This is a genomic window from Mucilaginibacter rubeus (genome assembly GCF_003286415.2).
Taxonomy (GTDB): Bacteria; Bacteroidota; Bacteroidia; order Sphingobacteriales; family Sphingobacteriaceae; genus Mucilaginibacter; species Mucilaginibacter rubeus_A.
In genome coordinates this window covers 1,489,224-1,513,302 of record NZ_CP043450.1, presented here as the reverse complement: position 1 = coordinate 1,513,302, position 24,079 = coordinate 1,489,224, and the positions used below count along the sequence as shown (strand labels likewise).

Below are 24,079 nucleotides of genomic sequence, written 5' to 3'. Positions count from 1 at the left end.
ACGTTACGAAATAAAGTAGTTACAGAAAACTGTATAGACCATAAAACAATATAAATCAACACATTGAAGCAAAGGCATATCATTTGCATACGCACATTAAATAACAACAAGGCTTCATGGTGTGAAGCATACTGATGAACTACGCTAAATCAAGTTTCGGAGAGGTGGTAAAAAAGTGGCTGGCTACATGCTGCCTGCTGCTATGTGCTTTATTGGGTTTTGCGCAGCAACCATCCCTGCCGGCTTTAAAAAAACAATTACAGAAAAGTAATGCCGATTCTGTACGTGTAAACCTGTTGATAAAAACCGGCAACTACTTCTTATCAAAAAAACTTGCCGATAGTGCACAGTATTACGCTTCGCAGGCAGAAAACCTCAGTGCTTCCTTAAAATACGTTGAAGGTACAGGCAACAGTTATATACTAATGGCACAGGCCAGCATTATAAGGAAAGATAAAGATGCCTGCTACCCACTGATACAAAAAGCAATTGATTTGTTTACAAAATACAAATTGTACCGTCCCACCGCGGAAGCCATTATCAGACTTGGCGACGCGCATGCCGTTTTCGAGGGTGACGACGTTAACCGCAAAATAGCATCTCTGCAAAAAGCGTCCGTCGAGCTGCATAAATCAACTGATAAAAAGCGTGAGGCCGATGTATTGAAAGACCTTGGCGATAATTTACAGATCCTCGGCCGTCACGAGGAGTCGTTAACCATACTTAAGCAGTCGTTTGTCGTTTATCAATCTATTCATTATCCTTATTTACAAGGGATTTACGATTTGATGGGGAGTGTATCCGCACAACTTGGTGATTATAACAATGCCATTAAATACGGTTTATTAGCCGTCAAAACTGCCGAAGCTGTCAACGACACCACCATGCAGCTTTGTACTATTTATAACAGGCTTGGCCTCACCTACTATATCACAAGGCAGTTTAAAATAGCTCAAAACTATTTTGAAAAATCGCTGGTGATTGCCGAAAAGTACAAGGATAGCGGCTCCATCATCTTGCTGGCATCTAACCTCTCAGTGATTTACCTGAAATATAATAAGCCCGAAAAAGTAATACCGCTTTTAAAACGAACCGAGGCCAATCAGCCCAACATGAGCATTGAGCAACGCGCTACTATCGAATCGTTGATATTGATTGCTTATGCCACCATGAAGCAATACGATGAAGGGTTAGCATATTGTAAAAAGCAACTTGAAATAGCGAAGCAATTGGATCAGCACGGTAACCCCCAGGAAATTGTACAACATGCTATTGCCAACTTTTATATTGCGTTTAAGATGGATAAACCTGCGCGCGAGCACCTTGCCCATTTTCGCAGCTTGAGCATAGAGCATCAAAACCCGGCAAATATTGCCAAATCATATTTGCTTGCCTTCAAACTCGACTCGGCCGAAACCAAATATGCCGAGGCGGTTGAAGCCTATAAAAAATATACCGCTATTAACGACTCCCTGTTCAGCAAAAAAAAAGCTAATGAAATTGAACGTCTACAAATTCAGTACGAAACTGAAAAAAAGGACCACGAGCTTAAGATAAAAGAGCAAAATATACAACTGCTTACCAAACAAGCACAGCTTCAAAAAGCCAATATTAAACAGGAAAGGCTTACCCGTAACCTGACTATTGCAGGCGCTGCTTTACTGGCGTTGTTGTTGGGTTTAAACTATAACAGGTTCAGGTTAAAACGGCGCATCAATCAAAAACTACAAGTTCAGCAAAACGAAATAAGCCAGAAAAACAGGTCGCTCACTACGCTTGTGCAGGAAAAAGATAACCTGCTGGAGGAGAAGGAATGGTTGATGAAAGAAATCCACCACCGGGTAAAAAACAACCTGCAAATCGTGATTAGCCTGCTTAATACCCAATCAAACTATATTACCAATGATATTGCTTTTAACGCCATACGCGAAAGCCAGCACCGGATGCAGTCCATTTCGCTGATTCATCAGAAGCTTTACCAGTCCGAAAATTTAGCCCTGGTTGATATGCCGGCTTATATTAACGATCTTGTTGATTATTTAAAGACAAGTTTTGATACCGGTACAAGGATCAGTTTTGAAACCCGTATTGTTGATGCTGAGTTTGACGTAACGCGCGCTGTTCCATTGGGTTTGATCCTCAACGAGGCCATCACCAATTCTATCAAGTATGCTTTTAAAGACGGCAAGGCAGGAAAGATCAGCATCAGCATGGAAGAAACCGATCATAATACCTATATTTTAAAGATCAGTGATAACGGCAGCGGCATTGCATCGCCCGAAAACATTACCAAAAGCAAAACCCTGGGCATGAGCCTTATCAGGGGCCTAAGCAAGCAGGTTGGCGGTACATTTAAAGTCGAAAACGATAATGGCCTTTCGGTAATTATTGAATTTACTAATGATAAGTTTATAAAAGCGGTTAAAAACATTTAATACCTATACACTATGAGCCAAAGGATACTTATTGTTGAAGATGAATTTATAGTAGCAAACGATTTGTCGTTCATACTGGAAAAAGCCGGTTATGATGTTTGCGGCATAGCCGATTCGGTTGAAGAGGCCCGGGAAATCATCAAACTGAATAAGCCCCAACTGGTTTTGCTGGATATTCATTTACAGGGCGAGCTCACGGGCATCGACCTGGCGAAGGAACTGGCAGAGGAGAACATAGCTTTCGTTTACCTTTCGGCAAATTCAAACCAAAAAATATTGGAAGAGGCCAAAGCCACCAACCCATATGGCTTTATGGTGAAACCCTTTCGCGAAAAGGATGTGCTGGTGAGCCTGCAGATAGCCCAATATTTGCATGAGCAAAACATGAGCACTAAACGCAACAATGAGCTTACGCTGCAAAACTCGTTAAACGATATTATAGGCGACCCAACCGAATGGGACCAAAAGCTGCTCAGGATAGCTAAAGCACTTCAACCACATATCTCCTTTGATTACCTGGCCATTGGCATGAAAAACCTTGGCCCCATTCCGTACGAAGGATCAAGTTACCTGAGGTTAAGCTTTAATGAATATCAAACTATTGGCGTAGATGAATTGCTGAATATAACCGGTTTAAAAAGAAACGAACTGTTAAAACTCCAAGAGGCAGCCGACGAAGATAAAAGATCGGCATGGTACAACGATGCTGATTTCACGAGGTTAACACAACAAAACCCGGCCAAAAAACTGATCGCGAAAACGTTTCAAATGGCATCAAACCTGGTGATGTATATCCCGGTTGCCGGGCAGCCTGGTTTTACCTTTTCTTTTTATAGCCGTAAGGATGATGCCTACAGCAATAAGCACCTTGCGCTGGCAAACAGGTTGCAGCGATCATTATCTGCCGCAATTGAGGGCATTATGAAGCAGGCAGACAATGTAGTTATCAGACCTGTCGCTAAAAAGGATGTTCTGGCTAAAACCGAAAGCAAATCAGGCTTTGAAGGCATCATCGGCAGCAGCCATTTAATGCTTACCGCGCTTGATCACCTGAGCCTTGTTGCACCTACTGAAACATCGGTACTTATTTTAGGCGAAAGCGGCACCGGGAAGGAACGCTTTGCTAAATGTATCCACCAGCTATCGCCGCGAAGCAAAAAACAATTGGTAGTAGTCAACTGCGCGGCCTTGCCAACGCATTTAATTGAGTCCGAATTATTTGGTCATGAAAAAGGCGCGTTTACAGGGGCAGTTGATAAGCGGGCCGGTAAGTTTGAACAGGCGTCCGGAGGTACTATATTCCTTGATGAAATTGGCGAGCTCCCACTTGAATCGCAAGCCAAATTACTACGCGTATTGCAGGAAAAAGAAGTGGAAAAGCTTGGTGGCAGAGAAACCATTAAGGTTGATGTACGTGTGATAGCGGCTACCAATTGCAACCTTGAAAAAGAGGTAGCAGCGGGTAAATTCCGTTTAGATCTGTATTACCGGTTAAACATCTTCCCTATCATCCTCCCTTCTTTACGTGAGCGCAAGGATGATATCCCTGTACTGGCAGAGCATTTTATCGAAAAATATTCGGCTATGGCAGGCAGGCCAAAACTTACGCTATCCAACCAGGCCTTAGCCGACCTCATGAACTATAACTGGCCCGGCAACGTACGCGAGCTGGAACACCTGATAGAACGCAACGTACTTTTAACCCGGGGAAATGTGATAGAAAGGATCATGTTACCTGGCGCAGTTCCATCTGCAGTGGCCCCTGCCGCTTCAGTTGTATCTATTGGCGACAAGGTTAAATCAATTGATGAAAACGAACGCGATTATATCCTGGCCATACTAAAAAAATGTAATGGACGTATAGCAGGTCCCGGTGGTGCCGCCGAACTGCTGGATGTACCATCAACCACGTTAAACAGCAAAATGAAACGCCTGGGTATTACCCGTAAACATGTATCAGATAGCGGGGATTAAACGGCCCCGGACACCATATCAGTTTGCCAGCTGCGGGGTACACAAAGCCTCGATAACCAGCAGCCCTTTGTCGCCGTCCATAGTTTCGATGGTGTGGATATATTTATACGTTTGCGTTAGCTGGTCAAAACCCTGGTCTATTACGTTGATGCTGAGATCGGAGATTGGAAAATCTTCGCAGTTTTGAATGCAACGTAATCTTTGATTGTTTATCTGCGAAAAATCATTGGTGTAACCTTTGCCGTGCAGATCGATGACCCATTTGGTCAAAGTGCGATTTAGCTTTTTGCAGGTTTTTACGTCTTTCATGGTGCTGATCTTTAATTGTTTACCCTGTTTATTAGCATAGTTCATGAAAAGTTATGAACTAATTTTACGGTAGATGCTGTTCATTTTAGCCGTTTTAAGCCAACAATCGAACCAAAATCACAACACATTAGCAATCAACAAATTAAACAAAATCGACTTTAAATTCATAGCCATATATCGTAAAATTTTCAACATAATAACGAAATACAGCGATCATATAACAACCTAATGTTCAAATAGATAACCACCTACAAACAAAACCGGGTACCAGTAATGCGTACTGATACCCGGTTTTGATTTAGAAATAAACTTTTACAATTATGCTTTTACATTAGCCCTGCCTGCTTTATGCCCTAAAGTTGAATAATACAGGATGAACAGGTAGATAGGAATCAGCATAATATAGGCAGATTGTGCCGAAAATTTTTCAGAGAAATAGCCGTACAGCGGAGGCAAAACAGCGCCGCCAGCAATACCCATAACCAATAATGACGATGCTATTTTGGTAAACCGACCCAAACCAGCCAGTGCCAGCGGCCATATAGCAGGCCACATTAATGAATTGGCCAAGCCAAGCAAGGCAATGCAAAATACCGATGCATAACCGTGCGTTAATAAGGTTGCAATAGTTAAAATGATACCCAATATTGCCGAAGCAACTAAAGCCTTCTGTTGAGTTATGAATTTAGGGATACAGAAAACCCCAACCAAATAGCCCACTATCATAGATACCAGGGTACATGATGTAAAGAATTTAGCTGTTGACAAGGCGATATGTTGCGAAGTACCATAAAGAGAAATGGAATCGCCGGCAATAACCTCGGCACCTACGTAAACAAATAAGGTGGCCACACCCAGCATTAAATGCGGGAACTGTGTAATACTTGTTTTATTGGTGTTTGCTGCAGCTACTTCTTCGTCTTCATGTTCGGTATTGATTTCTGGTAGTGAAGAAAAATAGATAAGTATAGCCAGCAGGATCAAAACAACCACCATGATGCCATAAGGCATGATCACCCTTGATGCAAGCTCATTTAATTCCAATGCTTTTTCGCTGGCGTTTAAGGTTTTTAGCTTTTCGGTTATCGCGTCAATATTGGCAAGTACTACTGTTCCTAAAATAACCGGGGCCAAAGCACCAGCAATTTTATTACAGATTCCCATGATACTGATGCGCCTCGCCGCAGTTTCAGCCGGGCCTAAAATAGTGATATATGGGTTTGATGCAGTTTGTAATACCGTTAAACCGGTACCTTGCACAAACAGACCAATCAAAAATATTCCGTAGGTGCGGGTCATAGCGGCCGGTATAAAAATCAACGCGCCTATGGCCATTACAAATAAGCCTATAGCCATGCCGTTCTTAAAACCAAACTTTTTGATGGTTTTACCGGCAGGGATGCCCATTACAACATAAGCAATATAAAAGGCGGTGGTTACAAAATAAGCTTCCTTGGTACTAAGCTCACAGGCTATTTTTAAATAGGGAATGAGTGTACCATTCATCCAGGTTACAAAACCAAAAATGAAGAATAAAGCACCGATAATTACAATCGGGTTTATCGCTGATTTTTTTACCGGCGATTCAATTACTGTACTTGCTGTTTGGGCCATATTAGTTTGTTTTGATTAGAGGTATTTTATTTTAAATAAACTTTATCGTACCAAAAAAATCCGACAAGTGGAAATCAGGTACAACGCTATCAATATTACTCCAGCTTATAAAATGCGGTTCGGGCAGATCATCGCCGCACTTAAAAAAGTTTGCACGGCAGGTAGTTTCTTTCAATGTTTTAATATCATGATAAACAAAAACATCAAAAGGGATCAGCAATGTCAGCTCCCACACATTTAAGTCGGCAGGATCATCAGCCCAATTAATTGCACTGAAAGCTTTTATGCTACTTACCTTATCGTCCGGAACTTGTTCTCTGCCGTTGCGGTCTTTACCAAAGCCAACTAAGGCGGTCCCGGCAGCATTAAATTCCAGGTTATAGTAATTATCGTCACCTGCAAATGCTATGAAAAACTCCACACAACTATCTCTGTAAACTGGATCATTCACATTTGTAAATGTGGCCTGCGTATGTTGTTCCTGTACAAAGTATTTTAAGGCGATGTCATGCTCCGTATGCGCTACTGAAAAGCTAACCGACGGAAAATATCCTGTATCGCTCCATAAAAGATTATCTATGGCGTATTTTTCTTCCTTATCAAGCAAGATTGACAGCTCATTAAGGCTGTTTTTATCATAAGTACCCGGAATAAAAGGGGCGTAAACTTCCTTCACTATTATTTTATAAGTTATTTCAACTTCAATTTACCAAAAACTCATTCCTAACCAAAAGTTAATGCCGAATTAACAGGCAAACATTAATTATTTCACCAAAATAGAAAAAAGTTTATAAATTTTTTAAAAATCTAATTTTTACTTTTTAAAAAACGATAAAAACTTTTCGAGCCGAGCAAAATCCAACCAACGCAGGTACTTTTCTCTTTCATTTCTGTTTTATAATTAGCTACCTTGTGTTAACCAATTTGTTATGAAAAGAAAAACTTTCATTCAATTAAGTACAACCTTAATGGCATCTCCCCTATTATCATCGCTCCCAACATGGGCACAACAATCACATTTGCAAAACTGGTCGGGCAATTTAACTTACAGCACTGGCAATGTGTTTTATCCAAAAACGGTTGAAGAGGTACAGCAGCTGATCAAAAAACATGATAAGATCAAAGCTTTAGGTACAAGGCATTGCTTCAATACCATAGCCGACAGCAAGGATAACCTGCTATCAACCCGCGACCTGAACAAGGTAGTATCTATCGATAAGCAAAACCACACTGTTACCGTTGAAGGCGGCATAAAATACGGAGAGCTTGCACCATATCTGCATAAAGAAGGCTTTGCCCTGCATAACCTCGCATCATTACCGCATATTTCGGTAGCGGGTTCAATCACTACGGCAACTCATGGTTCCGGTGTAAAAAATGGCAATCTTTCGAGCGCCGTTGTGGGGTTGGAAATTGTTAAGGCCGATGGCAGCATTGTGCATCTGTCCAAAGCAAAAGACGCAGCAAAGCTGAATGCCGCTGTTGTTGGACTCGGCGCTTTAGGTGTGATCACTAAAGTCACGCTGCAAATACAGCCTACTTTTATGATGAAGCAGCACGTATTTACCGGTTTGCCGATGAGCGAACTAAAGCAACACTTTGAAAAAATTGTTTCGGCAGGATATAGTGTAAGCCTTTTTACCGACTGGCAAAGCGACCATATTAACGAGGTTTGGATAAAAAGCCGGATAGGGACAGATAAAGACGAAAATCTGAAAGAGTTTTACGGGGCAAAAGCGGCTACCAAAAATCTGCACCCTATTATAGCACTCTCTGCCGAAAACTGTACCGAACAAATGGGTGTGCCCGGCCCTTGGTATGAACGGTTGCCGCATTTTAAAATGGGCTTTACGCCAAGCAGCGGCAAAGAGCTGCAATCGGAGTTTTTTGTACCTTTTGACCATGCTGTGGCAGCTATTGAGGCTGTGGCAAAATTAGGCAAGCAAATTGGTCCCCACCTTTTCATTACCGAAATCCGTACTATTGCTGCCGATGACCTGTGGATGAGCCCCGCGCATAATCAAAAATCGGTAGCTATCCATTTTACCTGGAAACAGGAAACCGAGGCCGTATTAAAATTACTCCCCCAAATTGAACGCGAACTTTCTCCGTTTAAAGCAAGACCGCATTGGGGTAAGATATTTACCATTCCGGCTAAAACATTAGCGGCTCGTTATGAAAAAATGGATGCATTTAAAGCTCTGGTAGCCGAATATGATCCGCACGGCAAGTTCAGGAACCAGTTTTTAACAACCGAACTTTACAATTCGTAAAATAAATAAGATGCTTATGGCTGCTGCCTGCGCGGACGTTTTGCTCTTGCCGGGGTGGCAGCTTCCTGTTGCTCAAACCTGTTGTTATTTTCCCTCGGGAAACGGGGCTTATTGTAGCCCTGTGGTTTTACTTTATTGAAACCGGGTTTGGGTCTTGCAAACTGCTGCTGCTGTTTTTGTTGCGGCTGATGTTTTTGCTCTGCTATCCTAACGCTTATTTCACGCTCGTCAATAGTAGCACCATTCATGGCATCAATGGCGCGCTGTGCGCCAGCCTCGTCACTCATTTCTAAAAAACCGTATCCTTTGCTAATGCCGCTGTCTTTATCGGTAATTATCCGTACGGTACTAACCGTACCATAAGCGCTGAACAGTTCAACAAGTTCTATTTCTTCCATATCTCGTGGAAAGCCCACGATAAAAAGCTTAATCATACTATATTATGTAATTGCAACAGGTAACCAGTCAGCAAATATAGTGCAGAAAAATGGTATAGCCTATTGCTCAACGGTCAGTTAAAAGCTAATTTGCAAAAAAAGCGCTCCGTATTTTAACCCGGAACGCTAATTTCACACAAATTGTGTAATCAACCCTGCCTATTCACTCTCATTTTGGCAGTATTTTCATTTAATTGTCATTTAAACTTATAATCAACCACTTGCTTTGGGACAGAAAGGCCAAAATGTGGTTCGCAAACGGGAACAGCGCCTATTTTTCCGCTATTTCACCCTGCAGATCGGTGTTATTTACAGGCTCGATAATGGTGCATTATACCGATTAGCCATTTGCAACTTTACTGTTTAGTTTTATGTTACTGCTGTTTGCAAAACCATGCAGAAGCTGTCTAACTGGTGAAATTTGCTGATAAAATTGCCCGCGGCTTCCCCAATAGCTGACGAAGCCGCGAGTTAATAATTGCAAAGCAGGTTGATTATTTGGCCTTACGGATATAAAGACTTCCGAAAGTAGTTTTCATCATCAATTCTTGGCCGCCGCCGGCTATTTTGCCGTAAACCCAGTCCTCCATTTTCAGGCTGTACATTCCTTTTTCGCCAGTGTTCTTGGTAACAACCGGTTTACGCTGCTCGGTTACCACATCAAAATCGGTGAAGATATCGCCCTGGTCTGACTTTAATTTCACGTTGGCTTTAAGGCTGGCCGGGAAGGTAACATCAACCTTACCATTAAGCGTTGAAAAAGCCATAGCCGCTTTGGCGTCAATGCTTCTAAAAGTAACTTCCACATTGCCATTAACCGTGTTGGCTACAACAGAGCCTGCAATATTGTTCAGCTTAATATAACCGTTAACATTCCTGATCTCCAGATCGCCGCTAAGGTTACTCGCGTTGATGTTACCGTTATTTACTGTGGATAACTTAACGCTGGTGCTATTCATTGGCACTTTAATAGTAAGGTTAGTGGTTTTGTTAGGGCTGCCATGAATATTAACCTCATTATTATTTTCCTGCGCCTGTACATCTAAATTATTACCGGCAAATAAACGCTTCATGCCTCCCGGAACGGCCTCCTTTTCACGGTGCTTTCGTTCTTCACCCTGGGCATCAATGATAATATCCTTGCCATCGTACCCGGTTACGGTAATAGAGCCGTTAACTAAACTTATATCCAGCTTGTATGGTTTTCCCGGCTCGCTCAAAGGCACTACCAATTGGCCTTCCTGTGCCCAAAGCCTCGCGCTTAGCAGCACAGTTAATATTAATATTCCTGTAAATCTTATCGTTTTCATGTTGTTATTTTATTACTGTTGTTTTTTGATATAAATATTGCCGTTAAGGGTTTCAAACTTAAATAGTTTCCCTCCTGCTCCTATGCGTACACCGTTATTTTTACTGAGTTTGTAGGTTGTACCGGCACCGCTTTTTGATTCGGATTTGCTTACCCTTGTAGGCAGCACTTCAGCATCCGGAAAATCGGTATAGAACTGGCCGTTCATGCTTTTAAATTCCAGGTCGGCAGCCAGGTTGCCCGGATAAGTGACTTCCAATTTACCGTTAAGGGTATAGTAGTTTGAAGCATCCGGCGGTACCGAAAGATAGGTTACCGTAAGCGGCCCGTTAATGGTATGCGCGTTGGTTGTACCTTTGGCATTGGCAATGGTTATGCCACCATTCACATTGTTTACTTTTAATGCGCCATAAACATCTTTAACTTCAACGTTTCCGTCATTTACTGTTGATACGCAAAGGTTCATGCCATAAGGTACTTTCACGGTGTATTCTAATTTCACGCTATAATGAACATGCCTGTGTTCCTCATCCCTGTTCCAGTTGCGGCGCGGGCGACTGTCATAAGGCTCGGCCGTGTAGGCAATTATGCTATCGGCTTTTTGTTCAAATCCCAGTTTAAATTCCTTTTTACCTTGTTCTACATCAGATGATTCGTTACCACGGATGGTTTCATCTATCTCGATAGATACCTGGTTGCCCGAATACCCCTGCACGTTTATCGATCCAAAAACATTGTAAATAGCCAATGTGGTGCCCGAAGCCGCTCCCTGCAAGGTAAACTGCTTGCTCACGTGCTCCTTAAAATCCTGGGCATGGGCCGAAATTTGGGCAAGGCACAGCCCCAGACCTGTTAAAACAGGTATTAGTGATCTTTTCATGATTTGGTTTATTTTAAATTAGTTGGGTTATAGTTTGCTTGATCTTGTCGCGTACGCCATGATCAAGGTCTTTCTGTTTTAAGAGCTCTTTGAACGAGTTTACAGATCGTTTTTCCTGCAGCTTCAGCATCACATCAGCAATGGCAAGTTGCATCAGCGGTGAATCCTGCCCGACTATCGACTTGATGAGACCTTCCCTCACCTCCGGGTGCCCGGCAAGATGTGTCAGGGCGTCGAGCGTACTCAAACGAACATTCACATTCGGATCGTTATTGAGCGTGGCCAACAAAGCATCTATTACCTGCTTGTCGGCATGTTTGATCTCGCTGGTATAGCTCACCCCCCTGATCCGTTCAGATGCTGATGGATTTTCAAGCAGGGCCAGCATCATGGTTTGCTTAAGCTCATGCACCTGTGAGCTTAATGCTTGCAATTGCCTGTCCTGGTCGTCGCTTTTATTTTTTCCGAACAACAGGTAGCCGCCAACAACCAATACCGCAATAATGACCAGGTTGTAAGCCATAGGCCAGCGCGGCTGCCATTGCCATAAGGTGCTCAGCTGATATTTAATATCGGCCCAAAGGCTTCTTTGCTCTTTTACCGATTCTTTGTAAGTATCGAGCATGGCATAAAATTTCACGCTCATATTGGCCGATGGTTCGGGTGTTTCAAATTGGCCCATATGGCCCCATAGCTGCTGCAAGGCCTCCAATTCGGTACGGCAATGGTCGCAGCCGGATATATGTTGTTCCAGCGCCCCTTTTTCCTCGGCACTTAGCTCTTTGTTTATCCAACCGGTAAACAGTTCCTCGTATAGCTCACATTTCATCTTAATACTGTTTTATCGTTCCATTTTTACATAAATACTTTTAAGCTCCTGCATGGCCCGGTGAATGCGCACCTTCACCGTACCTTCGGTCATGCCCAGTATTTGCGCTATCTCCTGGCATTTTAGCTCCTGGAACCGGCTCAGGGCTAAAATTTCCCGCTGACTTTCGCTTAACTTTCCCATAGCCCGGTGCAGTTCGGCTTTGGCCTGCTTTTTTTCAAAGGCTTCATCAGGTACCAGGCCGCCGGCAATGGTTTCGGCCGCTTCCACACCTTCATGCTGTACCTGCTGCTTGTTTTTGCGCCAATGATCTTTTAAAACGTTGCGGGCAATAGAGTACATCCAATGGATATATTCGCCGGTACCGGTAAAGGTGTGACGGTATTTGAGCATCTTATAAAACACCTGCTGTACCATGTCTTCGCTCAGTTCCCGCTGATAGGTCATGTGGAACAGAAAGCCATACAACTGCCGATTGTAGCGTTCAAAGAGCATACCCATCCTGTCAAGGTCGCCGGCTTTCACCTTTAGCATAATGGCATTGTCTGTAAGCGTGTTCAATCAGTTTGTAATTATGTAATATACCTTAAGTACTTCGGCGACAGAAAATGGTTACAGAAAATTTTTATTTTTTTTTTCGGGGGATACGATCTCGTATCAAACTTAACAGAAATTTAAAGGAAACAAGAGATTGGTTTGAGGGGTTATTAACTAACTTTATATCAACAATTAAAACCATAAGATCATGACCACCACCGAAGTAGCAGAAAAATTAGTACAGTATTGCCGCGAGGGCCAGCATACCCAGGCTATTGATGAGCTTTATGCCGATAATATTGTAAGCCGTGAGCCAAAAGGTTCGCCAATGGAACTTACCGAGGGTAAAGAAGCCGTTAAAGGCAAAACAGAGTACTGGTATGCATCGGTACAGGAGGTTCACAGTGGTGAGGTATCAGATCCTGTTGTTACCGGTAACTTTTTCGCGGTAACTATGGATATGGATGTTACCTACAAAGAAGGCGGCCGTATGCCAATGAACGAAGTAGCCGTTTACGAGGTAAAAGACGGAAAAATTATAGCAGAGCAGTTTTTCTACAACATGGGCTAATAGCACCTAACCAATAATAAGCAATTAAGGCCTTCGCTATATGCAAAGGCCTTTGTTTTTTTATACCGGGGATGGTGAAAATTAATTTTCCAACGAGCGGATAATACCCAACTCAAGCCCCCTCAGCTCGGCCAGGCCACGAAGCCTGCCAATGGCCGAATAGCCCGGATTGGTTTTCTTTTTCAGGTCATCCAGCATTTGGTGACCGTGATCTGGGCGCATAGGGATACTTAACCGGCGCTGTTTCATTACCTGTACCAGTTCTTTTACTACTGCAAACATATCTACATCACCTTCCAGGTGGTTATCTTCATAAAAATCACCAAACTCGTTACGGCGGGTGCTGCGTAAGTGGATAAAATTGATTCTGTCGCCAAATTGCTTAACCATAGCGGGCAGATCATTATCGGGCCTTACACCGTATGATCCCGTACAGAAACACAAGCCATTGTTTAATGATGGAACAGCTGCAATAAGCGCGTTGATATGTTCGGCAGTGCTCACTACCCTTGGCAAGCCCAAAATAGCATACGGAGGATCATCCGGGTGGATAACCATTTTAATATTATTGGCATCGGCAACCGGGATCACCTGCTGCAGGAAAAAGATCAGGTTTTGCCTTAACTTATCGGCATCAATACCATCATAAGCGGCCAAAGCTTCCCTGAATTTATCCAGCGTAAAGCTTTCCTCGCTGCCGGGCAAACCGGCTATAATATTGCGCTGCAATAGTTGCTTGTCTTCATCGCTCATGCCTTCAAAACGAGCTTTAGCGCGGGCAAGTTCATCAGCAGTATATTCCTGTTCTGCCCCTTCCCTTTTCAGCATAAATACGTCAAAAGCTATGAAAGCTGCTTTTTCAAACCGAAGGGCTTTTGAGCCATCCTCAACTGTAAAACTCAAATCGGTACGGGTCCAATCAAGCACCGGCATAAAGTTATAGGTAACTATATGGATACCGCAGGCAGCCAGATTTTGCAGGCTTTGCTTATAGTTTTCGATGTATTGCAGGTAACCATTCGTTTGAGTTTTGATGGCTTCGTGTACAGGTACGCTTTCAACTACATCCCAGGTAAGGCCGGCAGCTTCAACAATAGCCTTGCGTTCATTAATGGCTTCAACGCTCCAAACCTGGCCATTGGGAATTTGATGCAGGGCGCTTACAACGCCTGTGCAACCTGCCTGCCGAATATCATTTAAACTCACCGGATCATTAGGGCCATACCAGCGCATGGTATTGATCATGCTGAAAGTATTGCTTGTATTGGTACTACTCATTTTTTATATAGATAGGTTTAATATCAAAAACAGATGTTTTCTGCTTTTTAAACAGAACACTGATACACGGGCCAATAATCGTTATATTTTTTTAATAGCCTAACAGCTAATTGCAAATTGTTTTCGCCTGCCAATTAAATTACCCGCATAGTTTAATAATCATTGTAAAATTGTTAAATTTCGGCTTCGCATTTAATAAAAAGACAAAAACTGCCTTCATGAGTTTAGAACCTTTCCTCGCCGTATTTGTGATAACCCAGTACAGGAGACACCTGAAAATGGATGGTCTGCTAACTAAGTGGAACAAATACCTTAACATAGGCTATTACATAGCTATAGCCATTTTTATATTTGGCGTAAGTTTTGACCACGGAGAAAAACTGACCACGGTAATCTCACACCTGTTTTTTTTAGGGGTTGTAGTATGTCCTTACTATATTGAAGACCTGCGGTCGGGGAAACAGCTTGCCTTTGCGTTAATCCCCTACGCTATTGCCGGGTTAATACAGGATGTATTGGAAAAATGGTTTCCTACTTTTTATGACAATCATGACAACATGATACAAAGCCTGGTGGTGTTCTCGCTCATCTGGGCGTTTTCACTTTGGCTTATCAGCAGGAAGCAAACCAAAGCCCTGGAAAACGAGCGTAAACAGCGCTTTGCCGAGCAGGAACAAAACCGTATGATGGCCGCCATGAAGGTAAACCTTGAAAGCGAAGTGCGCGAGCGTACAGCCGAGCTTACCAAACAAACCGAAGAGCTTCAACTGGCGCTGTCCGAATTGAAAAGTACCCAGGCCCAACTAATCCAATCAGAAAAAATGGCTTCATTAGGCGAGCTTACCGCCGGAATTGCCCACGAGATCCAGAACCCGCTTAACTTTGTAAACAACTTTAGCGAGGTAAGTATCGAACTACTGGAAGAACTGAAGGACGAAGTTCTTGATAAACTGCCCGACGATGTAAAAGAAGATGCCGGCGATATCATTAACGACATTACCCAAAACCTGAGTAAAATAAACCAGCACGGCAAACGCGCCGACGCCATTGTTAAGGGCATGCTGCAACATTCGCGCGCCACAACGGGTAAAAAAGAACCTACGGATATTAATGCACTTGCCGATGAATACTTACGTTTAAGCTATCACGGGTTACGAGCCAAGGATAAATCATTTAACGCCGGTATGAAAACCAACTTTGCCCCTGATCTGGGCAAAGTAGAAGCTATTCCGCAAGATCTGGGGCGTGTGTTGCTTAACCTTTTTAATAATTCTTTTTACTCCGTTAGCGAAAAGAAACGGACTTTAGGCGAAGGTTACGAGCCTACAGTAACCGTTAATACCCAAAAGGTACGATCTCCATCGGGCGTCAACATGGTGCAAATTACCGTGGAAGATAATGGTACAGGAATTCCACAAAAAGTATTGGATAAAATTTACCAGCCATTTTTCACCACCAAACCTACCGGACAAGGCACCGGCCTTGGGTTATCCATGAGCTATGATATTATAACCAAAGGTCATGGCGGTGAGCTTAAGGTTGAAACCGCCGAAGGTGAGTTTGCACGTTTTGTGATCTGCATACCGGTAGGCAATGTTACCCAAAGTTAAACGCCCGTAATTTTTGCGTTTAACGGCTAATAAAACCATTCAATAATTTAACTTTGAACTACTATGAAAATACTTGTTGTTGATGACGAGGCCGATGTTCAACCCTTGTTTTTGCAACGTTTCAGAAAAGAAATAAAAAACGGTGAAGTAGAGTTTAACTTCGCCCTATCTGGTGAGGAAGCGCTTCATTTTTTGGAAGAGCACCACTCGCAGGTGATCCTGATCTTATCTGATATCAATATGCCGGGCATGAGCGGTTTGGAGCTGTTACGTAACATCAGGCACAGCTATGAGAAACCACCACCGGTTGTAATGATGATAACCGCTTATGGCGATGATGATAATTACAAACAATCAATGGAGCTTGGCGCAAATGATTTTTTAACCAAGCCACTTGATTTTAATAATTTGAAAGACAAACTTAAACACTTAGAACAATAATGGCCAAGATACTGGTAGTAGATGACGAACAGGACCTGGAATTACTGATCAGGCAAAAATTCAGAAAAAAGATAAGGGAAGGGGTATATGAATTTGTATTTGCCCAAAATGGTTTTGAAGCGTTAACTCAACTGGCTTCCCACCCGGATATTGATGTTGTTTTAAGCGATATCAATATGCCTGAGATGGACGGCCTTACCCTGCTCACTAAACTACCGGATGCCAATCCTGTTTTGAAAGCGGTAATGGTTTCAGCTTATAGTGATATGGACAATATCCGTACCGCCATGAACCGTGGCGCTTTTGATTTTGTGTGCAAACCGGTAAACTTTGAAGACCTTGACATTACTATCGAAAAAACTTTACAACACGTTATCGAACTAAAAAAAACCATGCAGGCCATCAAGGAAAACAATATCCTGCGCATGTATGTGGATGAAAATGTGCTCAACTTCATGACCCATAAAGAGTTTGAGAACAGCCTTTTGAGTAACGAAACTATCGAAGCAACCGTGTTATTTATTGATATCTGCGGCTTCACCGCGATCACGGAGCACGTTGCCGCCAATACCGTTGTGGGCATGATCAATAAGTACTTTGATATCATGGTGCAGGAGATCATAGCTCAAAACGGCCATATTGATAAATTTATGGGCGATGCCGTAATGGCTGTTTTTCGCGGCGAATACCACCTTGACCGTGCCATTGATGCAGCCCTCGCCGTCCGTGATAAAATGCACGGGGCCGACGAGATACAGGCAGGTGATAAAACCTTTAAACCATCCGTTTCTATTGGTATTAATTCGGGCGAGATGATTTCAGGTAATATTGGCTCAGCTACCTTAAAGCGACTGGACTATACCGTTATAGGCGATGCCGTGAACCTGGCCCAGCGCCTGCAAACCGTGGCACAAGCCAACCAGATCATCGTTAGCGCCGATGTGTATGAACAGGCTAAGGGATCATTTGCACTCAATAAAATTGGTGAGGTTAGTTTAAAAAACAAAGCTAATCCGGTTGAGATTTATGAGGTGGTGGATTAGGTCTTAAATTGGATGTTTTAAGTTCAAAGTCGGTTTGCTGCAAAACGATCAAGGTTCTGAACTCCACGCCGTTGTTGGTGTTGTCACCAACAACTTATATTGTATAAAACGGATTTCTCAAAACAGCGCAGAATTGTTGGTGACAACACCAACAATGGCACAGAGCAAAGCCATCCTTTTGGGATGGCTTTGCTGTTTTCATACTATATATGTCATTACGAGGAGGAACGACGAAGCAATCGCATGCTATACAGAGTGGCTATGCTTACGTGCAGTTGCCACGCTTCACTCACAATGGCAAATTGGGATATTAATGATCCCTAACTTTCTTCTTCAACACACCACCGGCTGCTTCTTTAATACTGTTAGTAAAAACGAAAGCTTTAGGATCGATACTATGTACCAGGTTTTTTAACCGGCGAACTTCTAAACGGGTTACCACAGTGAAGATGATATCAACAGGTTGGTGAACATCAAAGCTCTCTTTCATAAAACCACGCTCACCTTTATAAATGGTGATTCCGCGACCGAGTTCCATCACCAATCGTTCTTTAATGATCTCGCTTTGACCTGAGATAATATTTATCGCGGTATATTCTTCCAAACCATCAATTACAAAAGTTATTGTTCTTGATGCAGTATAATAAGTCAAAATTGAGTATAACGCTGTAGGTAGGCCGAGCTCAACTGCCGCTATCAGGAAAATAATGATATTGATACCTAAAATAATCTCGCTGATGGTAAAACTGCTGCGTTTCAGTGTGTATAAAGCTAATATCTCGATGCCATCCAGCGCGCAACCTCCACGGATAGACAGGCCTACGCCCAGCCCCATGAACACGCCACCAAAAATAGACACCAATAGTTTATCCTGGGTTATAACCGGATATTCTATAAATTGCAAGCACAGGCCAAGTCCAATTACGCATGCAAACGTTTTTAGCGCAAATGATTTATTAACCTGGAACATTCCCATGATAATAAAAGGGATGTTGGCTATGATAATTACATAGGCTATATTAAAATGATAAAGCTCATGAATAAGCAATGAGATGCCGGTTACCCCGCCATCGAAGAAACTATTGGGTACCAAAAAGCCTTTTAAAGCGAAACCGCAGAATAAAATACCAATGATAACGGTTACTACATCTTTGATAACTTCTTCAATTTTTAAACCCGGCTGTGTCATTAATAGCAGTATTTATAGTCGTTGTGTGATAGCTGTTAAGTGTTCGTTTTTACATTCGGCCCTGAGCCTGAGCGCGGTTTGGGTGAAGTAGTGATGGCTCTGCAGGAACTTCACCTGCTGCCTGTCCCACTCCAATTCCGATTCAAGGTGATCTGTAATTACAAGTTCCGAAAATAACCTTTTACTGAGGATAAAAAAATCATTTCGGCCCAAATAATCCAAATCGGCATCACAAATTATCTGCCCTAAATGATTATGAGGGCTTTGCGGCATTTTGGTTGCCATAATAATATCGCAAACCTGTTCAATTTCATCCGCAGTATAACCAAATTGTGGTAGATATTGTCGTGCGTTTTTGCATGAGCTTTCCTCATGATTGGCCTGCCCGAACAAAAAGCCCGAGTCATGGTAATAGGCTGCTGTTAGCAATAAGTCCAGCTCAAGGCCGCTTATCCCCTCGCCTGCCGCGATTTGTTTTGCAGCGGTATAAACATCAAGCGCATGATCGGCATTGTGGTAATGGAAATGTTCGAGGAGTTCGTTTTTTATTTTGTCGAGGATAAATTCCCCGGCTTGTTCTACTTGCATTCGGTGCTTATAATGGGACGCTAATATATAAATTTAGGAGAGATACGGTGATTGGGGAAAATCTTATTTAAGACGGGATGTTCCTATGAAGCCATTGGCGATCGCCATTTTTCATCAGTAACAAAGAGATTATATTTCCACAAACATGTCAGAATTTAAAATAGGCACGGATTCAACGGACACAATTATGTACCTCTACATTAAAAACAAAACCTAACAATTATCTTAGCACAATGAACAGCTGGTTTAAAAATTATAAAGGCATTATTCTATTAATAACAGGCATTATCATAGGTAGTATTGCCGGGGCTGTTTTAGGTAATAAAGTTGAGATCATTAAGCCTATTGGCGATATTTTCCTGAACCTGTTGTTTACCGCTGTTGTGCCGCTGGTTTTCTTCGCCATAGCTTCGGCCATCGCGGCTCTGGATAGTTCGCAAAAGCTGGGGAAACTATTAGGAGTTACTTCGCTCGTGTTTGTCTCTACGGTACTGGTGGCTGCAATAGTTACCATTATCGCCATCTGGATCTTCCCTATCCATCAGCATCTGGTTGCCAGTCCTATCACCGAAGCCATCACAAAAAAGCCTTTCGGCGATCAATTAACCAGCTTGTTTACCACCAGTGAGTTTTACCAGCTGTTATCACGTAAAAGTATGCTGGCCATGATAATTTTCGCGGTGATCACGGGATTTGCCACACTGCACGCCGGCGAAAAAGGTAAAGCATTTGCCAATTTCCTCCACAGTGGCAACGAGGTTTTCAAGAATATTTTTATCCTCATTATGAGGGTTGGCCCTATTGGTTTGGGGGCTTATTTTGCTTACCAGGTTGGCGTATTCGGCCCGCAATTGTTTGGCGGCTACGCGCGTTCTATGGCTTTATATTATGGCGTAGGCGCTTTTTATTACCTGGCGTTATTTAGTGCTTATGCATTTATTGCAGGCGGCGTAAGCGCGGTTAAACGGTACTGGAAAAATAATATCGTGCCATCGGCCACGGCGGTGGGTACCTGCAGCAGTATTGCCACTATCCCGGCTAATTTAGATGCCGCTAAAAAAATGGGGATTTCAGATGCTATTGCCAATATCACCATCCCGCTTGGGGGCACTTTGCATAAAGATGGATCAAGCATCTCATCCATAGTAAAAATGGCCGTGGTTTTCGCACTGTTCGGCAAAAGCTTCAACAATGCCGAAACGATTATCATAGCGCTTGCAATGACCGTTTTAGTAAGCCTTGTTGAAGGCGGTATACCCAATGGCGGTTATATAGGCGAGTTACTTTTTATTTCGGCCTATGGTTTCCCGCCAGAAGCCCTCCCTCCCGCCATTATTATAGGCACTTTGGTTGATCCCATGGCAACATTGTTGAACGCCACCGGAGATACAGTAGCCGCCATGCTGGTAGCCCGGTTTACGGAAGGAAGAGGCTGGATGAAACCTGAAGCCCCCTAACCCCCTAAAGAGGGAACCTTCGCAGTTTTTATTATTGTTTATTAACTTGTCTCTATAATAAACCTTAAACATTATCTATATGCTGCACATCCTTTACATTATAGCTATTATCGCTGAAGCCATGACCGCCGCTTTATCCGCAGGGCGAAGAGATATGGATTGGGTTGGTGTTTGTATTATAGCCTGGGTAACGGCCTTGGGTGGTGGAACGGTACGCAATATCCTGTTTAACCATTACCCCATGAGTTGGGTAGAGCATCCTGAATATTTGGTGATCACCGCGGGGGCAGCCATATTGGCCGCCATTATTGCCCGCATCATGACCAAGATGAAAACATTATTCCTTTACCTGGACGCTCTCGGCTTAGTGGTATTTACCATTATCGGCTGCCAGATAGCCGAGCAGATCAACCTGCCCATGATCATTATCTTACTAAGTGGTATGATAACCGGATGTGCGGGTGGTGTATTGCGCGATGTGTTATGTAATGAAGTACCATTATTATTTAGAAAGGAAGTTTATGCCAGTGCGTCCATTGTTACCGGGGCATTTTACTTAGGAATTGAACAGCTGGGAGCCCCGAATGGAGTAGCGATTGTAATAGCTTGTATTATTGGTCTGGCGCTACGCTTGCTTTCTATCAAATACAACTGGCAAATGCCCAAGTTTGTTTACCGGGAAGAATGGCATTGATTTCGGAATTGGGATTTTCGATTTCGGATTTTGCTTTTACGTCAGCTTAAAGCTGGCACTATGGTATACCACGTGCTGAAAGCCCGCGGCAGCCTTACATAAAAACAGCAACGGCGAGGTAAAAACCTCGCCGTTGCTGTTTTATATCTAAAAAAACGTCATTGCGAGGTACGAAGCAATCGCGAACTATACAGGGCGGACCTGCTAATCGGAGATTACTTCGTGCCTTATAATGACGAAACTTTTTTTACTTCTCCGTACTCAACGAATACGGTACATCGCTCACTTTTACGCCTCTTGTTTTATTAGGCTGAGGCGCCATGTTAAAGTTAAGTACCGCACCTTTTTTAAGCTCAGAATGGCTTAACCAGGTTAAATCATACGGTTTGCCGTTAACGTTCAATGTGTTGATGTATTTATTAGCCGGACTGTTGTTAGCCGCGTTGATCACTACTGTTTTACCATTTTCAAGGTTAAGGGTAATTTTCTTAAACAATGGCGTACCTAACACATACTGATCGCTGGCCGGAGTTACCGGGTAAAAGCCCATGGCCGAGAACACATACCATGCAGATGTCTGGCCGTTATCCTCATCACCGCAATAACCATCAGGAGTAGCTTTGTACAGTTTCTCCATAGCATCACGTACATGGAACTGGGTTTTCCATGGTTCACCGGCATAGTTGTATAGGTATATCATGTGCTGGATAGGCTGGTTACCGTGCGCGTATTGCCCCATGTTCATGATCTGCATTTCGCGAATCTCGTGGATGGTTTCGCCATAATAGCTATCATCAAATACCGGCGGCATACTGAATACCGAATCAAGCTTTACAATAAATTTCTGACGACCACCCATCAAATCAATAAGGCCCTGCATATCCTGGAATACGCTCCAGCTATAGTGCCAGCTGTTCCCTTCTGTAAAGGCATCGCCCCATTTAAAGGGACTGAAAGGTTTTTCAAATGTGCCATCCTGGTTTTTACCGCGCATCAGCTTGGTTTCCGGGTCGAACAGGTTTTTATAGTTCATGGCACGCTGTTTATAAATGCCAATTTCTGATTCGGGTTTGCCCAGCGCCCTGCCTAACTTGTAAATAGCAAAATCGTCATAAGCGTACTCCAATGTGCGGGCAGCGTTTTCGTTGATCTTAACATCATAAGGCACATACCCTAATTTGTTGTAATACTCCACTCCCTGCCTACCGGTAGCCTGCGGACCGGCATTGTTAGCACCATGTACCAAGGCCTCCCACAAAGTACTGATATCATATCCACGCAAACCTTTTAAATAAGCTTCAGAAACCACAGAGGCCGAGTTATTACCAATCATCACCGCCGAATACCCCGGACTTGACCACTCAGGTAACCAGCCGCCTTCTTTGTAATCGTTGATGAGCCCTTCCTGCATTTCTTTATTGATAGAAGGGTAAACTAGGTTCAGGAATGGATATAAAGCCCTGAAGGTATCCCAAAAGCCGGTACCGGCAAATTTATAACCAGGGAATACTTTACCTGTAGAGGCGCTGTAGTGAACTATCTTGTTGTCTTTGTCTATCTCATACAGCTTGTTCGGGAAAAACACCATGCGGTAAAAGCATGAATAAAAAGTACGCATCTGATCAACCGAACCACCTTCAACCTGTAAATGATTAAGTGTTTTGTTCCAAACGGCTTTGGCTTTTTGGCAGGTTACGTCAAAGCTGTCTTTACCCTGCTCACGTTCTAAGCTAATTTCAGCCTGTTCAATGCTGATGAATGATGAAGCTACCCGCAAATGAACCTTTTCGCCCTGCGTGGTTTTAAAACCAATTAAAGCGCTCGCGTGCTCTGCTTTCAACTCCAGGCCATCAGCCTGTGTGGTATCGCTGAAGGTGTGTGCATACGTGATAGGCTTATCTACATAAATAACAAAGTAGTTTTTAAAGTTTTTAAGCGGACCGCGGGCGTATTTAGTAGAGTAGCCTACTATCTTCTTCTGATCGGGCATGATCTTTACATACGAGCCCTTGTTCAACGCATCAATAACTATAAATGAGCTATCGGTTTTAGGATAAGTAAACCTGAACTGCGCCGAGCGTTCAGTTGGGGTAATTTCGGTAGTTACATCATGATCGGCCAGGTAAACGCTGTAATAGTAAGGCTTGGCAGTTTCGGCTTTGTGCGAGAACCAGCTGGCCCTTTTATTTTGGCCTACCGCCGCGTGTTTGGTAACCGGCATAATGGCAAACTGCCCATAGTCGTTCATCCATGGTGATGGCTGGTGGGTTTGTTTAAACCCGCGGATCTTATGCGCATCATAAGTGTATGCCCAACCATCGCCCATAACACCGGTTTGGGGCGTCCAGAAGTTCATACCCCATGGCAGGGCAATTGCGGGATAAGTGTTACCATTTGAAAGGTCGTAATGCGAATCGGTACCCATCAATGGATTGATGTACTCAACAGGATCGGTAACTTTATTTACCTGCTGAGCAAAAGTACCGGAGGCCAACAACACGGATGTGATAAGTACCAGGGCTTTTTTCATTGCTTTAATGTATTTAATATTTGGTGAAACGTTTTACCAGCCGTAAATATAAAAGACTGGCTTGATATGGCCAGTCTTTTA

Annotated in this window: 21 protein-coding genes; 9 read left to right on the top strand and 12 right to left on the bottom strand. The window is 43.1% G+C overall.

The features are described 5' to 3' along the window. Nucleotides 1-134 precede the first annotated feature (134 nt). Together DEO27_RS06195 and DEO27_RS06190 are read left to right on the top strand one after the other, a co-directional pair. On the top strand, nucleotides 135-2,435 hold the full coding sequence (locus tag DEO27_RS06195) for a histidine kinase dimerization/phosphoacceptor domain -containing protein (RefSeq protein ID WP_112572074.1): 2,301 nt from the start codon (nucleotides 135-137) through the stop codon (nucleotides 2,433-2,435). A gap of 12 nt (nucleotides 2,436-2,447) precedes the next feature. Beyond that, on the top strand, nucleotides 2,448-4,409 hold the full coding sequence (locus DEO27_RS06190; protein WP_112572076.1) for a sigma 54-interacting response regulator: 1,962 nt from the start codon (nucleotides 2,448-2,450) through the stop codon (nucleotides 4,407-4,409). An 18-nt stretch (nucleotides 4,410-4,427) separates the two neighbouring features. On the opposite strand, the gene DEO27_RS06185 is transcribed toward DEO27_RS06190, so the two are convergent. The 3 genes from DEO27_RS06185 to DEO27_RS06175 all read right to left on the bottom strand — a co-directional run bounded on the left by DEO27_RS06185 (nucleotide 4,428) and on the right by DEO27_RS06175 (nucleotide 7,008). Further along, entirely contained in the window at nucleotides 4,428-4,763 is a 336-nt protein-coding gene (locus tag DEO27_RS06185) for a hypothetical protein (protein WP_112572077.1), read from the bottom strand. A gap of 273 nt (nucleotides 4,764-5,036) precedes the next feature. Beyond that, nucleotides 5,037-6,332: a sugar MFS transporter gene (locus DEO27_RS06180; RefSeq protein WP_112572079.1), complete on the bottom strand. Its 1,296-nt coding sequence runs from the start codon at nucleotides 6,330-6,332 to the stop codon at nucleotides 5,037-5,039. A 31-nt stretch (nucleotides 6,333-6,363) separates the two neighbouring features. Continuing rightward, nucleotides 6,364-7,008: a carbohydrate-binding family 9-like protein gene (locus DEO27_RS06175; protein WP_190295338.1), complete on the bottom strand. Its 645-nt coding sequence runs from the start codon at nucleotides 7,006-7,008 to the stop codon at nucleotides 6,364-6,366. Nucleotides 7,009-7,261: 253 nt separating this feature from the next. On the opposite strand from DEO27_RS06175, the gene DEO27_RS06170 reads away from it, so the two are divergent. Continuing rightward, nucleotides 7,262-8,605: an FAD-binding protein gene (locus DEO27_RS06170; RefSeq protein WP_112572083.1), complete on the top strand. Its 1,344-nt coding sequence runs from the start codon at nucleotides 7,262-7,264 to the stop codon at nucleotides 8,603-8,605. 14 nt (nucleotides 8,606-8,619) lie between these two features. Here the strand turns inward: DEO27_RS06170 and DEO27_RS06165 are convergent, their stop codons facing one another. The 5 genes from DEO27_RS06165 to DEO27_RS06145 form a co-directional block, all read right to left on the bottom strand. Beyond that, entirely contained in the window at nucleotides 8,620-9,039 is a 420-nt protein-coding gene (locus DEO27_RS06165; protein ID WP_112572085.1) for an RNA recognition motif domain-containing protein, read from the bottom strand. Nucleotides 9,040-9,536: 497 nt separating this feature from the next. After that, entirely contained in the window at nucleotides 9,537-10,352 is an 816-nt protein-coding gene (locus DEO27_RS06160; RefSeq protein WP_112572087.1) for a DUF4097 family beta strand repeat-containing protein, read from the bottom strand. A gap of 12 nt (nucleotides 10,353-10,364) precedes the next feature. After that, nucleotides 10,365-11,231, bottom strand: a complete 867-nt coding sequence (locus DEO27_RS06155) for a hypothetical protein (protein ID WP_112572088.1) — start codon at nucleotides 11,229-11,231, stop codon at nucleotides 10,365-10,367. A gap of 13 nt (nucleotides 11,232-11,244) precedes the next feature. Beyond that, the gene (locus DEO27_RS06150) at nucleotides 11,245-12,060 is read right to left on the bottom strand and encodes a HEAT repeat domain-containing protein (RefSeq protein ID WP_112572089.1); all 816 of its coding nucleotides are present in this window, start codon (nucleotides 12,058-12,060) and stop codon (nucleotides 11,245-11,247) included. Nucleotides 12,061-12,072: 12 nt separating this feature from the next. Beyond that, on the bottom strand, nucleotides 12,073-12,621 hold the full coding sequence (locus DEO27_RS06145) for an RNA polymerase sigma factor (protein ID WP_208644865.1): 549 nt from the start codon (nucleotides 12,619-12,621) through the stop codon (nucleotides 12,073-12,075). A gap of 184 nt (nucleotides 12,622-12,805) precedes the next feature. Between DEO27_RS06145 and DEO27_RS06140 the strand changes: the two genes are divergently transcribed. Then, a complete protein-coding gene (locus tag DEO27_RS06140) occupies nucleotides 12,806-13,168 on the top strand; it encodes a nuclear transport factor 2 family protein (protein ID WP_112572091.1) in 363 nt (120 codons plus the stop codon). An 81-nt stretch (nucleotides 13,169-13,249) separates the two neighbouring features. Here DEO27_RS06140 and uxuA read toward each other — a convergent pair whose 3' ends face one another. Next, entirely contained in the window at nucleotides 13,250-14,446 is a 1,197-nt protein-coding gene (gene uxuA / locus DEO27_RS06135) for a mannonate dehydratase (RefSeq protein WP_223818172.1), read from the bottom strand. Nucleotides 14,447-14,664: 218 nt separating this feature from the next. Here uxuA and DEO27_RS06130 point away from each other — a divergent pair, with 218 nt between their 5' ends. The 3 genes from DEO27_RS06130 to DEO27_RS06120 all read left to right on the top strand — a co-directional run bounded on the left by DEO27_RS06130 (nucleotide 14,665) and on the right by DEO27_RS06120 (nucleotide 17,540). Beyond that, nucleotides 14,665-16,056: a sensor histidine kinase gene (locus tag DEO27_RS06130; protein WP_112572296.1), complete on the top strand. Its 1,392-nt coding sequence runs from the start codon at nucleotides 14,665-14,667 to the stop codon at nucleotides 16,054-16,056. A 63-nt stretch (nucleotides 16,057-16,119) separates the two neighbouring features. Next, the gene (locus DEO27_RS06125; RefSeq protein ID WP_112572092.1) at nucleotides 16,120-16,497 is read left to right on the top strand and encodes a response regulator; all 378 of its coding nucleotides are present in this window, start codon (nucleotides 16,120-16,122) and stop codon (nucleotides 16,495-16,497) included. Beyond that, a complete protein-coding gene (locus DEO27_RS06120; RefSeq protein ID WP_190295337.1) occupies nucleotides 16,497-17,540 on the top strand; it encodes an adenylate/guanylate cyclase domain-containing protein in 1,044 nt (347 codons plus the stop codon). The genes DEO27_RS06125 and DEO27_RS06120 overlap by 1 nt, the downstream gene beginning before the upstream one ends. 310 nt (nucleotides 17,541-17,850) lie before the next feature. On the opposite strand, the gene DEO27_RS06115 is transcribed toward DEO27_RS06120, so the two are convergent. Together DEO27_RS06115 and DEO27_RS06110 are read right to left on the bottom strand one after the other, a co-directional pair. Beyond that, nucleotides 17,851-18,729 (bottom strand): YitT family protein, encoded by an 879-nt coding sequence (locus DEO27_RS06115; RefSeq protein WP_112572094.1) that lies wholly within the window; start codon nucleotides 18,727-18,729, stop codon nucleotides 17,851-17,853. Nucleotides 18,730-18,741: 12 nt separating this feature from the next. After that, on the bottom strand, nucleotides 18,742-19,317 hold the full coding sequence (locus DEO27_RS06110; RefSeq protein ID WP_112572095.1) for an HD domain-containing protein: 576 nt from the start codon (nucleotides 19,315-19,317) through the stop codon (nucleotides 18,742-18,744). 233 nt (nucleotides 19,318-19,550) lie between these two features. Here DEO27_RS06110 and DEO27_RS06105 point away from each other — a divergent pair, with 233 nt between their 5' ends. Both DEO27_RS06105 and DEO27_RS06100 read left to right on the top strand, forming a co-directional pair. After that, complete coding sequence (locus tag DEO27_RS06105) at nucleotides 19,551-20,774, top strand: dicarboxylate/amino acid:cation symporter (RefSeq protein WP_112572096.1); 1,224 nt, start codon at nucleotides 19,551-19,553, stop codon at nucleotides 20,772-20,774. Between the two features lie 79 nt (nucleotides 20,775-20,853). Further along, a complete protein-coding gene (locus DEO27_RS06100; RefSeq protein WP_112572097.1) occupies nucleotides 20,854-21,468 on the top strand; it encodes a trimeric intracellular cation channel family protein in 615 nt (204 codons plus the stop codon). 247 nt (nucleotides 21,469-21,715) lie between these two features. Here the strand turns inward: DEO27_RS06100 and DEO27_RS06095 are convergent, their stop codons facing one another. Beyond that, a complete protein-coding gene (locus tag DEO27_RS06095; protein ID WP_112572098.1) occupies nucleotides 21,716-23,998 on the bottom strand; it encodes a GH92 family glycosyl hydrolase in 2,283 nt (760 codons plus the stop codon). Nucleotides 23,999-24,079 lie beyond the last annotated feature (81 nt).

Coding starts and splice junctions, on each gene's coding strand:
- DEO27_RS06165 (WP_112572085.1), bottom strand. CDS start 9,039: ATGATTAAGCTTTTTATCGTGGGCTTTCCACGAGATATGGAAGAAATA.
- DEO27_RS06195 (WP_112572074.1), top strand. CDS start 135: ATGAACTACGCTAAATCAAGTTTCGGAGAGGTGGTAAAAAAGTGGCTG.
- DEO27_RS06160 (WP_112572087.1), bottom strand. CDS start 10,352: ATGAAAACGATAAGATTTACAGGAATATTAATATTAACTGTGCTGCTA.
- uxuA (WP_223818172.1), bottom strand. CDS start 14,446: ATGAGTAGTACCAATACAAGCAATACTTTCAGCATGATCAATACCATG.
- DEO27_RS06155 (WP_112572088.1), bottom strand. CDS start 11,231: ATGAAAAGATCACTAATACCTGTTTTAACAGGTCTGGGGCTGTGCCTT.
- DEO27_RS06115 (WP_112572094.1), bottom strand. CDS start 18,729: ATGACACAGCCGGGTTTAAAAATTGAAGAAGTTATCAAAGATGTAGTA.
- DEO27_RS06100 (WP_112572097.1), top strand. CDS start 20,854: ATGCTGCACATCCTTTACATTATAGCTATTATCGCTGAAGCCATGACC.
- DEO27_RS06120 (WP_190295337.1), top strand. CDS start 16,497: ATGGCCAAGATACTGGTAGTAGATGACGAACAGGACCTGGAATTACTG.
- DEO27_RS06125 (WP_112572092.1), top strand. CDS start 16,120: ATGAAAATACTTGTTGTTGATGACGAGGCCGATGTTCAACCCTTGTTT.
- DEO27_RS06170 (WP_112572083.1), top strand. CDS start 7,262: ATGAAAAGAAAAACTTTCATTCAATTAAGTACAACCTTAATGGCATCT.
- DEO27_RS06190 (WP_112572076.1), top strand. CDS start 2,448: ATGAGCCAAAGGATACTTATTGTTGAAGATGAATTTATAGTAGCAAAC.
- DEO27_RS06140 (WP_112572091.1), top strand. CDS start 12,806: ATGACCACCACCGAAGTAGCAGAAAAATTAGTACAGTATTGCCGCGAG.
- DEO27_RS06180 (WP_112572079.1), bottom strand. CDS start 6,332: ATGGCCCAAACAGCAAGTACAGTAATTGAATCGCCGGTAAAAAAATCA.
- DEO27_RS06105 (WP_112572096.1), top strand. CDS start 19,551: ATGAACAGCTGGTTTAAAAATTATAAAGGCATTATTCTATTAATAACA.
- DEO27_RS06095 (WP_112572098.1), bottom strand. CDS start 23,998: ATGAAAAAAGCCCTGGTACTTATCACATCCGTGTTGTTGGCCTCCGGT.
- DEO27_RS06130 (WP_112572296.1), top strand. CDS start 14,665: ATGAGTTTAGAACCTTTCCTCGCCGTATTTGTGATAACCCAGTACAGG.
- DEO27_RS06110 (WP_112572095.1), bottom strand. CDS start 19,317: ATGCAAGTAGAACAAGCCGGGGAATTTATCCTCGACAAAATAAAAAAC.
- DEO27_RS06150 (WP_112572089.1), bottom strand. CDS start 12,060: ATGAAATGTGAGCTATACGAGGAACTGTTTACCGGTTGGATAAACAAA.
- DEO27_RS06185 (WP_112572077.1), bottom strand. CDS start 4,763: ATGAACTATGCTAATAAACAGGGTAAACAATTAAAGATCAGCACCATG.